Source organism: Peribacillus sp. NPDC097284 (assembly GCF_044761765.1).
Lineage (GTDB): Bacteria > Bacillota > Bacilli > Bacillales > DSM-1321 > Peribacillus.
In genome coordinates this window covers 62,730-78,128 of the sequence record NZ_JBIWCZ010000008.1, presented here as the reverse complement: position 1 = coordinate 78,128, position 15,399 = coordinate 62,730, and the positions used below count along the sequence as shown (strand labels likewise).

At 42.8% G+C, this 15,399-nt stretch carries 18 protein-coding genes; all 18 read left to right on the top strand.

Annotation, left to right across the window (positions count from 1 at the left end):
- Positions 1-91 precede the first annotated feature (91 nt).
- The 18 genes from ACIQXU_RS14950 to nuoK all read left to right on the top strand — a co-directional run bounded on the left by ACIQXU_RS14950 (position 92) and on the right by nuoK (position 15,384).
- Positions 92-2,317 carry a S8 family serine peptidase gene (locus tag ACIQXU_RS14950; protein WP_402990486.1) on the top strand — a complete coding sequence of 742 codons (2,226 nt, stop codon included), beginning with the start codon at positions 92-94 and terminating at the stop codon, positions 2,315-2,317.
- A 482-nt stretch (positions 2,318-2,799) separates the two neighbouring features.
- Positions 2,800-3,168, top strand: a complete 369-nt coding sequence (locus ACIQXU_RS14945; RefSeq protein WP_402870330.1) for an ATP synthase subunit I — start codon at positions 2,800-2,802, stop codon at positions 3,166-3,168.
- Positions 3,169-3,190: 22 nt separating this feature from the next.
- Positions 3,191-3,886 (top strand): F0F1 ATP synthase subunit A, encoded by a 696-nt coding sequence (gene atpB / locus ACIQXU_RS14940; RefSeq protein ID WP_402870331.1) that lies wholly within the window; start codon positions 3,191-3,193, stop codon positions 3,884-3,886.
- Between the two features lie 63 nt (positions 3,887-3,949).
- Complete coding sequence (gene atpE, locus ACIQXU_RS14935) at positions 3,950-4,174, top strand: F0F1 ATP synthase subunit C (protein WP_402870332.1); 225 nt, start codon at positions 3,950-3,952, stop codon at positions 4,172-4,174.
- Between the two features lie 168 nt (positions 4,175-4,342).
- A complete protein-coding gene (gene atpF / locus ACIQXU_RS14930; protein WP_402870335.1) occupies positions 4,343-4,864 on the top strand; it encodes a F0F1 ATP synthase subunit B in 522 nt (173 codons plus the stop codon).
- Positions 4,861-5,397, top strand: a complete 537-nt coding sequence (locus ACIQXU_RS14925) for a F0F1 ATP synthase subunit delta (RefSeq protein WP_402954879.1) — start codon at positions 4,861-4,863, stop codon at positions 5,395-5,397. The genes atpF and ACIQXU_RS14925 overlap by 4 nt, the downstream gene beginning before the upstream one ends.
- A gap of 24 nt (positions 5,398-5,421) precedes the next feature.
- Entirely contained in the window at positions 5,422-6,930 is a 1,509-nt protein-coding gene (gene atpA, locus ACIQXU_RS14920; protein WP_402870337.1) for a F0F1 ATP synthase subunit alpha, read from the top strand.
- A 37-nt stretch (positions 6,931-6,967) separates the two neighbouring features.
- On the top strand, positions 6,968-7,828 hold the full coding sequence (locus ACIQXU_RS14915; protein ID WP_402870340.1) for a F0F1 ATP synthase subunit gamma: 861 nt from the start codon (positions 6,968-6,970) through the stop codon (positions 7,826-7,828).
- An 87-nt stretch (positions 7,829-7,915) separates the two neighbouring features.
- Entirely contained in the window at positions 7,916-9,313 is a 1,398-nt protein-coding gene (gene atpD / locus ACIQXU_RS14910) for a F0F1 ATP synthase subunit beta (RefSeq protein ID WP_402870343.1), read from the top strand.
- Positions 9,314-9,337: 24 nt separating this feature from the next.
- Positions 9,338-9,739: a F0F1 ATP synthase subunit epsilon gene (locus ACIQXU_RS14905; protein ID WP_402870346.1), complete on the top strand. Its 402-nt coding sequence runs from the start codon at positions 9,338-9,340 to the stop codon at positions 9,737-9,739.
- 355 nt (positions 9,740-10,094) lie between these two features.
- Positions 10,095-10,469, top strand: a complete 375-nt coding sequence (locus tag ACIQXU_RS14900; RefSeq protein ID WP_402870349.1) for an NADH-quinone oxidoreductase subunit A — start codon at positions 10,095-10,097, stop codon at positions 10,467-10,469.
- A 26-nt stretch (positions 10,470-10,495) separates the two neighbouring features.
- Positions 10,496-10,972, top strand: a complete 477-nt coding sequence (locus tag ACIQXU_RS14895; protein ID WP_402871312.1) for a NuoB/complex I 20 kDa subunit family protein — start codon at positions 10,496-10,498, stop codon at positions 10,970-10,972.
- Complete coding sequence (locus ACIQXU_RS14890) at positions 10,973-11,986, top strand: NADH-quinone oxidoreductase subunit C (RefSeq protein WP_402990483.1); 1,014 nt, start codon at positions 10,973-10,975, stop codon at positions 11,984-11,986.
- Between the two features lie 4 nt (positions 11,987-11,990).
- Complete coding sequence (locus tag ACIQXU_RS14885; RefSeq protein WP_402990480.1) at positions 11,991-13,091, top strand: NADH-quinone oxidoreductase subunit D; 1,101 nt, start codon at positions 11,991-11,993, stop codon at positions 13,089-13,091.
- Positions 13,092-14,099 carry an NADH-quinone oxidoreductase subunit NuoH gene (nuoH, locus tag ACIQXU_RS14880; protein ID WP_402990477.1) on the top strand — a complete coding sequence of 336 codons (1,008 nt, stop codon included), beginning with the start codon at positions 13,092-13,094 and terminating at the stop codon, positions 14,097-14,099.
- 33 nt (positions 14,100-14,132) lie between these two features.
- Complete coding sequence (nuoI, locus tag ACIQXU_RS14875) at positions 14,133-14,552, top strand: NADH-quinone oxidoreductase subunit NuoI (protein WP_402870364.1); 420 nt, start codon at positions 14,133-14,135, stop codon at positions 14,550-14,552.
- A complete protein-coding gene (locus ACIQXU_RS14870) occupies positions 14,549-15,073 on the top strand; it encodes an NADH-quinone oxidoreductase subunit J (protein ID WP_402990474.1) in 525 nt (174 codons plus the stop codon). The genes nuoI and ACIQXU_RS14870 overlap by 4 nt, the downstream gene beginning before the upstream one ends.
- On the top strand, positions 15,070-15,384 hold the full coding sequence (nuoK, locus tag ACIQXU_RS14865) for an NADH-quinone oxidoreductase subunit NuoK (RefSeq protein WP_402870369.1): 315 nt from the start codon (positions 15,070-15,072) through the stop codon (positions 15,382-15,384). The genes ACIQXU_RS14870 and nuoK overlap by 4 nt, the downstream gene beginning before the upstream one ends.
- Positions 15,385-15,399: the final 15 nt, after the last annotated feature.

Genomic DNA, 15,399 nt, shown 5'->3' with positions numbered 1-15,399 from the left:
GGAAAAGCCAATATCCAAGGGCTTTTCCTTTTTTTATTGTATACTCCTCAATCGTTGAGAAGAAGATAATGGGGAAGGAGGGTGCACAAAAATGAGAGCAATCATTATAGGTATATTTATTTTTTTATCCACATTCCCCCTTCCGATTGAAAGGGGAGTGGCGTCTGTCATACTGCCCCCCCTACCCAAAACGGCTGAATCCAAAAAAGTTAGGGCTGTTGTCACGACGGATCGACCGCTAAGCAATAGGGAGATTATAAAGGTACTTTCTAAATATCCATCATTGAATCTGCGCAATGTTTTTACGGTCGCCCTTGACGGATTTTCCGTACAGGGGAACAGGGAGGAGGTTAAGCGGCTTTGGAAGGAGGATCATATTCAAGCTGTTTCGGAAGTGTCAAAATATCATCCGGCGCTTGATGAAAGCGTCCCATATATTGGCGGCGATCGGGTAAGGAGCTTTTTCGATCAGAAACATCGTCGTATAACTGGAAAAGGAGTGAAGGTCGGTATTATCGATACGGGAATGGATTATACCCATCCGGATTTACAGCATGCGTACAGAGGCGGAAAGGACTTAGTGGATGACGATTCTGACCCGATGGAGACAACGAATCAGGGGGAAATGAACACGATTCATGGAACTCATGTGGCTGGCATCATTGCCGCAAATGGCAAGATGAGGGGAGTGGCTCCGGAAGCTGAAATCTATGCTTACCGTGCATTAGGACCTGGCGGGGCAGGAGATACTGAGCAAGTTTTGGCGGCCGTCGAGTCGGCCATCAAGGATAAAGTCGATGTTTTGAATCTTTCTCTTGGGAATGATATTAACGGACCTGATTTACCGATTTCACTTGCACTAAATAAGGCGGTGGAATCCGGAATTGTTGCTGTCACATCCAATGGTAATTCAGGTCCGGCCGTATGGACGGTCGGATCACCCGGAACGGCGGAGAAAGCGATATCCGTCGGGGCCTCGACTCCTCCTTTGAAAGTGCCTGTTATGGAATACGGGCTTGGTTCAAACCACTATCAATCAGATTTAACCTTGTTGCAAGGGTCGAAAAAATGGAATCTGACCTTTTCGGAAGATATCATGTATGGGGGTATTGGGGAGGAAAGTGACCTAAAGAGGGCGAAGGATAAGATTGTTTTAATGGAGCGCGGAGTACTCACTTTTCAAGAAAAAGCGACCAATGCTGAGAAGGCTGGGGCCAAGGGCGTCATCATCTTTAATAATACAAATGGTATGTTCACAGGTAGCCTGGAGAAAGAGATGAGAATACCAGTTGCTTCTATTAAAAGAAAACATGGGTTACGCCTTAAAAAGGATTTGGAAGGTCAAGCACATGGAAAAGTTCACTTTGTAAACAAGAAGGAACAAGATAGGCTGGCTGATTTTAGCTCAAGAGGTCCTGTGACGGTTTCATGGGATATTAAACCAGATGTGCTTGCCCCAGGAGTGGAAATCACGAGCACAATTCCAAAAGGGTACATGGCTCTAGCGGGAACGAGCATGTCCGCTCCGCATGTAGCCGGAGCATGTGCACTTATCTTGCAAAAGCACCCGAACTGGACACCCGAACAAGTGAAGTCTGCATTGATGAGCACGTCCAAGCCATTAAGTAAATCCGTTCAGCATTTGTACCATACCTATGAGCAAGGGGCAGGGCGAATCCAAATTGATGAAGCGATAAAAGCGGATACACTCTTATACCCGAGTTCCTTATCATTTGGAATGTACACTAAAAGGGATGGTATCGAGGAGCACCAACAAGCATTGATTCTTGAAAATACAGGAAAGAATAAAAAAAGGTACACGATGATCGTTCCTTTACAAGAAAAAGGGCTGAATTGGGATTTGCCACAATCCCTTACTTTAAACCCTGGGGAAAAGAAGGAAGTGCAATTGGGGCTTCAAGTAAGTCCAGAGAAACTTAGTAAGGGTGTGTATGATGGCTATCTCTTGATAATGGAAGGTAATAAGAAAATATCGCTCCCTTATTTATATGTAAAAGAAGAGCCCGATTACCCAAGGGTGATGGGATTTGAATTCGGAAAAGGAGATCAAGCCAGTACGTACCGTTATGAAATGTATCTCCCTCGTGGAGCAGAGGAATTCGGGATTGCACTCTATGAGGCAGATAGTCTGAGATTTGCGGGGTTCATGGATTGGTCCAGACCAGCTTCATCCGGTATGACGAAAAAAACCATTTTCAAAAAGGATTTACCACCCAATGGAGTATATAAAGCGATTATCTTTGCGAGGAGGGGTGGAAGGGAAGATCGGATAGAAAAGACGTTACTTATTGAGTGAACATGACAGATGTGTAAAATAAAACTGATGTCAATAGTCAAAAAAAGATATTCTGTGAACAATTCAGTAATATTTACAAACCTGTGACAAATTTCACTAACGACACATTGACATTGATTCTAGCCTATTGTATGCTAACTAAGGATGTAAAATGAGAGGGTTTTCAAATGCCCGACATGCAGAATTTTACAGCATGGATTTTTTTTCTATCCTCCACCAAATTCAACCGCGAGGATGCAACTTTGCATCAAAAGAATTGCCTTCCTTTATGGCAGGGGCTGTTGTTTTGATGTCAGCGATTCTTTCTCAACTAGTCGGATCTTTTGTCAATCCATTTCACCTTCTAAGGGAAATGAATGGACGAACTATGATTCGAACCGCTGCAATTATAATAATTGGCCTTCTTTGTGAACTTGCGTCAGTTAGTTTACAAGCAATGCTCCATTCAGTACGAAAATATTTCTCAGGAGATTAAATGTAAAATGCCAGAAATAAAAATCATGTTCAACAGGCAGAGTAAATATATAGTTTATCTTCTGGCGGTTTATGTTGTTGGATGGGGACTTACGAGTTACCAAGCCGTGTTTGCGGGGCTTATACTGGGTACGATTTTGAGTTTATATAATTTATGGCTGATCAATCAAAAAATCAAGAAATTCAGTCGAGCGCTTGATGAGGGCAAAAAAGTCAAATCTCTTGGTACATTGACACGAATGGCATCCGCAGGTTTTGCGGTACTCGTTGCATTGGAATATCCGGAGCATTTTCATCTGATTAGTGTTGTATGGGGATTAATGACAGCTTATATTGTCATTTTTATAGATTTTTTCATCCAATTAATACGTCGATAGCGGGGAAGAGAGGTGAATATAGTTGAATCATGAAGCACCCTTACATGAATTTATGGGTCTAACCTTTAACTTAAGTAATGTCCTAATGATAACGATAGCAAGCCTGGTTGTATTTATCCTTGCAGTAATTAGCACACGCAAACTTGCGATGAAGCCAACTGGCATGCAGAATTTCATGGAATGGATTATGGATTTCGTTAAGGGTATTATCAATAGTAACATGGACTGGAGAACAGGTGGTCAGTTTCAACTGCTTGGTATGACTTTGCTGATGTACATTTTTGTGTCCAATATGCTCGGTCTTCCATTTGCAATTAGTTACGATGGTGTCCTTTGGTGGAAATCACCAACAGCCGACCCAGTTATCACATTGACTCTTGCAGTCATGGTCCTAGGTTTAACGCATTATTATGCTATAAAAATGAAAGGCGCGAAGGGTTATTTCAAAGCTTATAAAAACCCAATGACTTTCGTAGAGGAATTTACCAATTCCTTGACACTTGGTCTGCGTCTGTATGGTAATATTTATGCTGGTGAGGTTTTATTAAGTCTATTAGCTGGTTCTTTAGCTATGAGTGGAGCTCTAGGTTTTGTCGGAGCGATCGTTCCTACTTTAGTATGGCAAGGCTATAGTATTTTCGTCGGCAGTATCCAAGCATTTATCTTTGTTACGTTAACAATGGTTTATCTGTCTCATAAAGTCAGTGACGACCATTAATTATAAGTTCATTTTGAACTGAAATAATAAAATTTTGATACAATTTTAAGGAGGATATTTATAATGACAGGTTCAGTAGGTCTTCTTGCAGCAGCAATCGCAATTGGTTTAGCAGCACTAGGTGCTGGTATTGGTAATGGTCTTATCGTTTCAAGAACAGTAGAAGGTATCGCTCGTCAACCAGAAGCTCGCGGTATGCTTCAAACTACAATGTTCATCGGGGTAGGTTTAGTTGAGGCGATGCCTATCATCGCAGTAGTTATCGCATTCATGGTATACGGTAGTTAATAGAACCTTTAAAAAGTTCAAAAATGGCGAAGTTCGTTCCATGTGAACCTTCGCCTTTCCTTTATGTCCACAATCCTGTTTTAATACATTTTAAGAGCACAGTTTTCTAAAAGTTCATTTATAAATGAACGCTTAAGAAGTGAAACTCGTGAAGGGAGTGAACCAAGCGTGTTAACAAGCAGCTTTGTACTTGGGTCATCAACTGCCGGCTTCAATGGCGGAGATATGATTTTCCAATTAGTTATGTTTATTATTTTGTTAGCGTTGCTGAAGAAATTTGCATGGGGTCCTCTAATGGGCATCATGACTCAACGTGAAGAACACGTTGCAAATGAAATTCAAGCAGCTGAAGCTAGCAGACAAGAAGCACTTAAATATTTAGAAGAACAACGTGAGATCGTTAAGCAATCTCGCACTGAAGCTGGACAACTTATCGAAAATGCAAAACTTCAAGGTGAAGCGCAGCGTGAAGATATCGTGAAACAAGCACGTCTTGAGGCTGATCGTGTGAAAGAATCAGCGAAGCGTGAAATCGTACAGGAAAAAGAAAAAGCCATCAATGCATTACGCGAGCAAGTGGCATCTTTATCCGTTCTTATTGCTTCTAAAGTAATTGAAAAAGAACTATCTGAAGCTGATCAAGAGCAATTGATTAATGAATACATTCAAGAGGCAGGAGAAGGTAAATGAGCGATATAACAGTAGCAAAACGTTATGCCGTTGCCCTTTTCCAAATTGCGAAAGAGCAAAATCTCATTAACCAACTTGAAGCTGAACTTCGCGTAGTGAATGAAGTTTTTACAAACGATAATGAGCTATTAAGCTTTTTAGCTCATCCTAAAATGACTAAAGATGCTAAGCGTACTGTACTTATCAATGCTTTTACAAGCATTTCTCCTTCCATTCTAAACACTGTACTGTTAATGGTAGAACGTCATCGTACAGATGAAGTACCTGCCATGGCACAAGAGTTTATAGAACTTGCGAATGAAGAAAATTCAGTGGCAGACGCTACAGTCTATACAGTACGTCCATTAACTGAAAACGAAATGGAAGCTGTGTCTTCATCTTTTGCTGCAAAAATCGGCAAAAAACATTTACGCATCACTAATGTTACGGATAGCAATATTCTTGGCGGCATCAAACTTCAAATCGGTAACCGTATTTATGACGGAACGATTAGCGGTAAGCTTGATCGCCTAAGCAAACAACTATTAGGTTAATATTCACAGATAGGGGTGAAATTCATGAGCATCAAAGCTGAAGAAATCAGTGCGCTGATTAAAAAGCAGATTGAAAACTATCAGTCGGAAATTAAAGTAAGCGATGTAGGTACAGTTATCACTGTTGGTGATGGTATCGCTCGCGTTCATGGTTTAGATAATGCAATGGCTGGGGAGCTCTTAGAATTTTCTAATGGTTCAATGGGATTAGCACAAAACCTTGAGCAAAATAACGTAGGTGTTGTTATTCTTGGACCTTTCAGAGATATTCAAGAAGGCAGTGAAGTACGCCGTACGGGCAGAATCATGGAAGTACCAGTTGGAGAAGAATTAATCGGACGTGTTGTAAACCCGCTTGGACAACCTATTGATGGTCTTGGTCCAATCGCTACTACAAAAACTCGCCCAATCGAAAGTCCTGCTACAGGTGTTATGGACCGTAAATCCGTTCATGAACCACTACAAACAGGTATTAAAGCAATCGATGCTCTTGTTCCAATCGGACGTGGACAACGTGAGTTAATCATCGGTGACCGTCAAACTGGTAAAACATCAGTTGCAATCGATACAATATTGAACCAAGCTGACCAAGATATGATCTGTATCTACGTAGCTATCGGTCAAAAAGAATCAACAGTTCGTGGAACAGTTGAAACACTACGTAAGAATGGTGCTCTAGATTACACAATCGTTGTATCTGCATCAGCTTCTCAACCAGCTCCACTATTATACCTAGCTCCTTATGCTGGTGTAACTATGGCTGAAGAATTCATGTTCTCAGGCAAGCACGTTCTAGTGGTTTACGATGATCTTTCTAAACAAGCATCTGCATACCGCGAACTTTCCTTGCTGCTTCGCCGTCCTCCAGGTCGTGAAGCATTCCCAGGGGATGTATTCTACTTGCATTCACGTTTACTTGAGCGTGCTGCTAAATTGAACGACACTTTAGGTGCTGGTTCAATCACTGCACTACCATTTGTTGAAACACAAGCAGGCGACATTTCTGCATACATTCCAACAAACGTTATTTCCATCACTGATGGACAAATCTTCTTACAATCTGATTTGTTCTTCTCAGGTGTACGTCCTGCGATTAACGCTGGTCTTTCCGTATCACGTGTTGGTGGATCTGCGCAAATTAAAGCGATGAAAAAAGTTGCCGGTACATTACGTCTTGACTTGGCTTCTTATCGCGAATTAGAAGCATTCTCTCAATTCGGATCTGACCTTGATGCTGCTACTCAAGCTAAACTTAACCGTGGTGCTCGTACAGTTGAAGTTCTTAAACAAGATTTGAATAAACCAATTAAAGTAGAAAAACAAGTTATGATTTTCTACGCATTAACAAAAGGCTTCCTAGATGATATTCCGGTTTCGGATATCCTTCGTTTCGAAGAAGAATACTATGTGTTCCTAGATCGTTCTCATCCAGAATTATTAGATCACATTCGCACAACAAAAGGTCTTCCTGAAGACGCTGCTATGGTTGCTGCTATTAACGAATTCAAAAAGAACTTCGTTATTTCTGAATAATAAGGTCTAAATAATTTTTAAAGGGTGGTGAGAATGAATGGCCTCTTTACGCGATATTAAGTCTCGGATAACTTCAACGAAAAAGACGAGTCAAATTACAAAAGCGATGCAAATGGTATCCGCTTCAAAAATGAACCGTGCGGAAGCTAATGCTAAAGCATATGTTCCATATATGGAAAAAATTCAAGAAGTAGTATCTAGTATTGCGAACGGAAGCGCGGATGCATCTCATCCAATGCTTGCCAAGCGTCCAGTGAAGAAAACCGGTTACCTGGTGATCACATCGGACCGTGGTTTGGCAGGGGCATACAACAGTAGCGTCCTTCGTCAAGTTCATAAAACAATTCTTGAACGCCATAAATCCAATGATGAGTTTGTCATTATCGCAATCGGAAGGGTTGGCCGTGATTTCTTTGTCAGCCGTGGCATGCATGTAGAGCTTGAAGTAATCGGTGTTCCTGATCAGCCGTCTTTCGCTGACATCAACACACTTGCTAAATCGACAGTGAATTTGTATCTAAATGAACTGTGTGATGAGCTTTATATGTACTATAACCATTATGTCAGCCCAATCCAACAGGACGTAACGGAAAAGCAAGTCCTTCCGTTATCGGACTTTGATACTTCCAATGCTCAATTGACATCCTATGAATTTGAACCGAATGCGGAAGAAATTCTTGAGGTTTTACTTCCTCAGTACGCTGAAAGTTTAATTTATGGTGCATTGTTAGATGGTAAAGCAAGTGAGCACTCTGCACGTATGACAGCAATGAAAAATGCAACCGACAATGCGAAAGAATTGATCGATTCACTTTCATTGCAATATAACCGTGCACGTCAAGCCGCAATCACTCAAGAAATTACCGAAATTGTCGGTGGCGCAGCTGCTTTAGAATAGATGTAATGATGGGGGCGGTCCGGCGGACGATGCTTGGCCGTTCCATAAATATGATAGTCGTTATAAGCAACGTAAGGAGGGAAAACGATGAATATAGGACGCGTTACTCAAGTTATGGGTCCGGTTGTTGACGTGAAATTCGAAGACGGACAACTTCCTAAGATCTATAACGCGTTAAGAATCGAAAATAAAGCGTCTGGTACAGGACTAACTCTCGAAGTAGCCCTTCAACTAGGTGATAATACAGTTCGTACTGTTGCAATGTCTTCCACGGACGGTTTAACTCGTGGTGCAGAAGCACTTGATACAGGAGCACCGATTTCCGTTCCTGTAGGTGATGTAACTCTAGGTCGCGTTTTCAACGTATTAGGGGAAAATATCGATCTATTTGATCCACTTACAGCAGATGTACGTCGTGATCCAATTCACAGACAAGCACCAACTTTTGAGGAACTTTCAACACAAGTTGAAATTCTTGAAACTGGTATCAAAGTAGTAGATTTACTTGCACCTTACATCAAAGGTGGTAAAATCGGTCTCTTCGGTGGAGCCGGTGTTGGTAAAACTGTACTTATCCAAGAACTTATTAACAACATCGCCCAAGAACACGGTGGTATTTCCGTATTCGCTGGTGTAGGTGAGCGTACTCGTGAAGGGAATGACCTTTTCTACGAGATGACTGACTCTGGTGTTATTAAGAAAACAGCGATGGTATTCGGACAAATGAACGAGCCACCAGGTGCACGTATGCGTGTAGCTCTTAGTGGTTTGACAATGGCTGAATATTTCCGTGACGAACAAGGACAAGACGTTCTTTTCTTCATCGATAACATCTTCCGTTTCACTCAAGCAGGTTCTGAGGTTTCTGCCCTACTAGGACGTATGCCTTCAGCGGTTGGTTACCAACCTACCCTTGCTACAGAAATGGGTCAATTACAAGAGCGTATCACTTCAACTAATAAAGGTTCTGTTACATCTATCCAAGCAATTTATGTACCTGCCGATGACTATACGGATCCGGCTCCAGCTACAACTTTCGCTCACTTAGATGCAACGACTAACCTTGAACGTAAACTTTCTGAAATGGGTATCTACCCTGCGGTTGATCCATTGGCTTCTTCTTCTCGTGCGCTTAGCCCAGAGGTTGTTGGAGCAGAGCACTATAATGTTGCTCGTCAAGTACAATCAACATTACAGAAATATAAAGAACTTCAAGATATCATCGCAATCTTGGGTATGGATGAATTAAGCGAAGACGAGAAAGTAATCGTTGCTCGTGCTCGTAGAATCCAAAACTTCTTGTCACAAAACTTCCACGTGGCTGAACAATTTACTGGTCAAAAAGGTTCTTACGTACCAGTAAAAGAAACAGTTCAAGGATTCAAAGATATCCTAGCTGGAAAATATGATGAGCTTCCTGAAGATGCATTCCGTTTAGTTGGCCGTATCGAAGAAGTTATTGCTAAAGCAAAAGAAATGGCTTAATTAAGGGAACTAGGAGGTAATGAAATGAAGACCATTAAAGTCAATGTTGTTACTCCCGATGGCCCAGTATATGAAGCAGAAGTTGAAATGGTAAGCACGAAAGCTAAAAGTGGTGAGCTGGGAATTATGGCTGGACACGTTCCAACCGTAGCTCCCCTTACTATCGGTGCTGTTCGTCTTAAAAATGGAAACAACACAGACTATGTAGCTGTAAATGGTGGCTTCCTAGAAGTTCGCCCTGATGTGGTAACCATTTTAGCTCAATCTGCTGAAAGAGCTGAAACTATCGATCTTGCACGTGCTCAAGCAGCAAAAACACGTGCAGAACAAAGATTGCAGAACAATGATGGATCTAATGACTCGAAAAGAGCTAATTTAGCACTTAAACGGGCTGTAAACCGGATTCAAATTGCAGAAATGCGATAAATTTCAAAGAAAAAGCACCTCACTTTCCACTTGGAAAGTGGGGTGCTTTTTTATATTTTAGCAAAAGGCCACATTGAATTAATCGGTTGTCACATCATGTAGTACGATGTTGACAATTATAAAAAATTATCGGATTTGGAGGAAAAGTATTTCCCTATTTGATTCGCTGAGCCATGACACTGCGTTTTACGGAATGTTATAATGTTTACGCTTACATTTATTGGATGTAGTCTCGGAATATCAGATTGCTTCTAAAAAAAGGTGTACCCGCATACTTTTTTAAAACGGGGTTACTTACCTAAAATGAAGACAAGTGTACCATTTAAACATGATTCTTCTATAAAGGGTGATGGACATGGGACAGCTGCATATTTACCAAAATAATTATTTAATTGTATTCGTTTTCCTCAGCTTAGGAATCTTACTTCCACTAGTGGCACTATTTCTTGGAAAGCTTCTTAGACCAAATAAACCGAATGAGATGAAATATACGACCTACGAAAGTGGAGTGGAACCTTTTCAGGACTCCAGGGTTCAGTTCAATGTCAGGTATTATTTATTTGGATTGATGTTCGTCATCTTTGATGTAGAAACCGTTTTTCTTTATCCTTGGGCGGTTGCATATGATGAATTGGGATTGTTTGCTCTGATTGAGATGCTATTTTTTGTCCTTATCCTATTGTTAGGCCTAATTTATGCTTGGAAAAAGAAGGTGTTAAAGTGGAATTGAAATTAGATAACCTCACCCGTGAAGAAATGGAAGAAATGCGTCAAAGTGTCTTTTTATCCACGCTTGAGCAAGTAAAGGCGTGGGCTAGAAGCAATTCATTATGGCCAATGACTTTCGGGCTCGCATGTTGTGCTATTGAAATGATGGGGGTGGGATCCTCCCATTATGATTTGGATCGATTTGGTTCCTTTTTTCGTACTTCACCGAGACAATCGGATGTCATGATCGTTTCTGGCACAGTGACGAAAAAAATGGCCCCTATTTTAAGGCGCCTATATGACCAAATGCCAGAACCGAAATGGGTGATTGCAATGGGATCCTGTGCAACGGCTGGAGGCCCGTATGTCCATTCCTATTCAGTGGTTAAAGGGGTAGACCAGATTGTGCCTGTTGATGTTTATATTCCTGGGTGCCCTCCTAATCCGGCAGCACTGATTTACGGAATCAATAAATTGAAAGAAAAAATCAGATATGAAGCCAAAACCGGAAAGCGGGTGATTTAAATGAGTGATGAGCAAGACTTAGCTCAGCAGAAAAAGGAGGCCGCAGCAAAAGCAAAAGCAGCAGCCCTGGCCCGAAAGCAGGCAAAAGAGAGTAAATCAGAAGCAGAAGAGGACAACCTAGATATAGCGAAGCAGAAGGCAGCCGCCGCGGCAAAAGCGAGAGCAGCAGCCCTGGCACGAAAACAGGCAAAAGAGAGCGGAACAGAAGGAAGAGAAGAAGACAACCTAGATATAGCGAAACAGAAGGCAGCTGCCGCAGCAAAGGCAAAAGCAGCAGCCCTGGCACGAAAACAGGCAAAAGGGAGCGGAACAGAAGGGGGAGGAGACAACTTAGATATAGCGAAGCAGAAGGCAGCCGCCGTAGCGAAGGCCAAGGCTGCTGCACTAGCCAAAAAGAAAGGAGCGACCAATAAAGAAGAAGATCCCGAAAAGGCGAAGGCTAAAGCCATCGCTGCAGCAAAAGCAAAGGCAGCGGCGGCCGCAAAGGCAAAGAATACTGTAAAAGAAAGTCCCGAAGCGACCCCAGAAGCACCTTCACCCAACCAACCTATCCTCGATCAACTTATTCAGGCCATTGAACGGCATTTGGGAGAAGATGTCCTAGTAGATTACTATATTAATACCCTTTCCAAAGATATTCCCACCTTGGTAGCTAAACCTGATACATATTTCCAAATTGCAGACTTTCTACGCCATGATAAAACGTTAAGTTTTCAGTACTTATCAGAGTTGCATGGCACCGACTTTGAGACCCATATGGAAATGTATGTACAGCTGTACTCCTTTCTAATAAATCATTCAGTTGCACTGAAGGTGAAACTTGATAGGAATACTCCTTCTGTCCCGTCGTTGGTGCCCTTATGGCCGGGAGCAAATTGGCCGGAGTGTGAGGCATACGACTTACTCGGCATCGTATTCCAAGGGCATCCGGATTTAAAGCGGATCTTGCTTGGAGAAGATTGGATTGGATATCCGCTTCGTAAAGATTATCAGCCCTATGACGTGGAGGTGTAGCTCAATGTTACGGACGGAAGAGATGTTGCTTAATGTCGGGCCACAGCATCCCAGTACGCATGGCGTGTTCCGGCTTATCATCAAAATCGACGGTGAAATCATTAAAGAGGCCACCCCAGTCATTGGGTACCTTCATCGGGGAACGGAAAAGCTGGCTGAAAATCTGCACTATACACAGATCATCCCCTATACCGATCGGTTGGATTACTTAGCGGCGATGACTAATAATTATGTACTTTGCCATGCAGTTGAAACCATGATGGGGGTGGAGGTACCTGACCGCGCGGAATATTTGCGTGTTATCGCGATGGAGTTGGGCCGTGTGGCCAGCCACCTTGTGTGGTGGGGAACGTACTTACTTGATATTGGAGCGACAAGTCCCTTTTTATACGCCTTTCGTGAACGGGAAATGATCATCAATTTATTGACCGAATTGTCGGGGGCACGGCTGACGTTTAATTACATGAGGGTTGGAGGCGTGAAGTGGGACGCTCCGGAGGATTGGATAGAAAAGGTGGCAGAGTTTGTCCCCTACATGAGGGAGCAACTGGCTGGGTACCACCAACTGGTTACAGGCAATGAGATTTTTATGAACCGGGTCAGGGGTGTGGGCGTTTATTCAAAGGAAGATGCACTTTCCTATTCATTGAGCGGCGCTAATTTAAGGTGTACGGGTGTGAAATTTGATTTAAGAAAAGATGAGCCTTACTCCATTTATGACCGGTTCCAATTCGATGTACCCACCCGTGAAGAAGGTGATGCCTTTTCCCGTTATCATTGCAGGATGGAAGAAATAGAAGAGTCCTTGAAAATCCTGGAACAGGCCGTAAAGCAATTTCCTGCTGAGGGGCCGATCCTTGCCAAGGTCCCGAAAATCATCAAGGTCCCAAAAGGGGAGGCGTTCGTCCGAATCGAATCGCCAAGAGGGGAAATAGGCTGCTATATTGCGAGTGAAGGGAAAAAGGAGCCGTACCGTTTGAAATTCCGGCGACCATCCTTTTATAATCTGCAAATCCTGCCCAAATTGCTTGAAGGGGAAAATATGGCGAATCTGATAACGATACTTGGGGCGATTGACATCGTTTTAGGGGAGGTGGATGGCTAGATGATCCACAATCTACTTCAATCAGCTCCTAGCCTTCTCAACTTTGGCATCTTCTTTGGCTTGGCGGTCCTGCTCCTATTCGTAGTGTTAGGGTTTGTCACCTATGGCATCCTCTCGGAACGGAAGATCATGGGGTTCATGCAGATGCGGGTGGGTCCGAATCAACTTGGGGGTAAATGGGGGCTTTTACAGACCGTTGCCGATGTTTTAAAGCTTTTGATTAAGGAAGACACCATACCGAAAAAAGCGGATAAACCGCTGTATATATTAGCTCCCGTGATCGCCTTTGCTCCGGCTTTCATGGTCCTGGCCACCTTGCCTTTCACAGAAGCTTTTCAATTTGCGGATATAGGTGTCGGCCTCCTTTATTATGTGGCGGTATCGGGCATAACGACGATTGGCATCGTGACCGCTGGATGGGCATCCAACAATAAGTATTCTTTGATTGGCGGGATGCGTGCGGCGGCACAAATGATTTCATATGAAATCCCGCTTGTCATGTCAGTAGTGGGAATCGTCCTTTTGACGGGGAGCCTGAACCTGAACGAAATAGTTGCTGCTCAGGATAAAGTTTGGTTCATTTTCCTTCAGCCCATTGCATTCTTCGTATTCTTTATCGCATCGGTGGCCGAGTTGAATCGGGTACCTTTCGATCTTCCAGAAGCGGAATCAGAGCTCGTTTCAGGCTACCATGTCGAGTATTCCGGCTTTCGTTGGGCCTTCTTTATGTTATCGGAATATGTCTATATGTTTGCAATGGCTACGTTAACCACTGTATTATTTTTAGGTGGATGGAATTCTATGCCGTTTCTGGATTTTATTCCGGGAGCCATCTGGTTTGGCTTGAAGTTTAGTTTAGTCTTTTACGTATTGGTTTGGATTCGCGTTACGTTTCCACGTATAAGAGTGGACCAATTGATGGAGTTTGGTTGGAAGGTCTTGTTGCCCGTAGCGTTAGCCAATATATTTTTGACTGCGCTTTTCAAAGAACTATTCAAACTATTTTAGACGTTAAAGATTTTCAGAAAGTGGGGGATCCATATGCTGGGGTTAGCAAAAGGTCTAACGTACACGCTGAAGAACCTGACCCGGAAAAAGGTGACGTATGACTATCCGAATGAGCCACTGCCACTCCCTGATCGGTTCCGGGGAATTCAAAAATTCTATCCTGAAAAGTGTATTGTTTGTAATCAGTGCGTGACGATTTGTCCGACGGATTGCATTCAGTTAACGGGAAAAAGACATCCAGATCCTACGAAAAAAGGAAAAATCATCGATACCTATGACATCAATTTTGAAATATGCATTTTATGCGATTTATGCACGGAGGTTTGTCCCACCGAAGCAATCGTGATGACGAACGAATTTGAACTGGCTGAGTATAGCCGGGATCAGTTATTTAAAAATCTGGAGTGGTTGGATGAGAATGATGAGAATATTCGAAAGGTGAATAAGGTATGAGTGTGTCTGGTGAATTACTTGCTTTTATCGGCTTGGCAACCGTCGCGATAGTGGGCGGGGTACTGCTGATTACGTTAACGAAAGTGGTGCACATGGTGGTTGCACTGGTCTTTACATTCCTAAGCATTGCAGGCATTTACTTGCTTTTATCGGCGGAATTTGTCGCTGTCGTACAAATCCTCATCTATTCCGGGGCGATTACGATCGTGATGCTGTTTGGAATCATGCTGACGCGCCATCATGAAAAGGAGGAACCGGCAAAGGACGGTTGGCGAAAGTTCTTTTTGATCTTAGGGGTTGCCGGCTTTGCCTTAGTGGTTTATCTAGGCATTTACAACCTGGATATACCGGTTCAGCCATCGACCCTGCATGAGGAAAATACGAAACAAATCGGAATCGAGCTGTTCTCAAAGTATGTGATTCCATTTGAAGTGCTTTCCGTGCTCCTGCTCGTCGCTTTGGTCGGTGCCATAGTCTTGGCAAAAAAAGATGATGAGGAAGAGGGGGGAGGAAAGTTATGACAGGTGTTCCCTTGTCTGCTTACCTCGTCTTGGCACTCGTTTTATTTTGCATCGGGCTATACGGTGCCTTGACGAAAAGAAATGCAGTTATTGTTTTGATATCGATTGAACTGATGCTGAATGCCGCGAATGTCAATCTGGTTGCCTTCAGTAAATTTGGGGTAACTCCGTCTATTACGGGTCAGGTGTTTTCATTATTTACGATTACAATCGCTGCAGCCGAAGCGGCTGTGGGGCTAGCCATTTTAATGGCTCTGTACCGAAATCGAAAAACAGTCAATGTGGATGAAATGGATACGATGAAGCATTGACGGTTCATACAAATG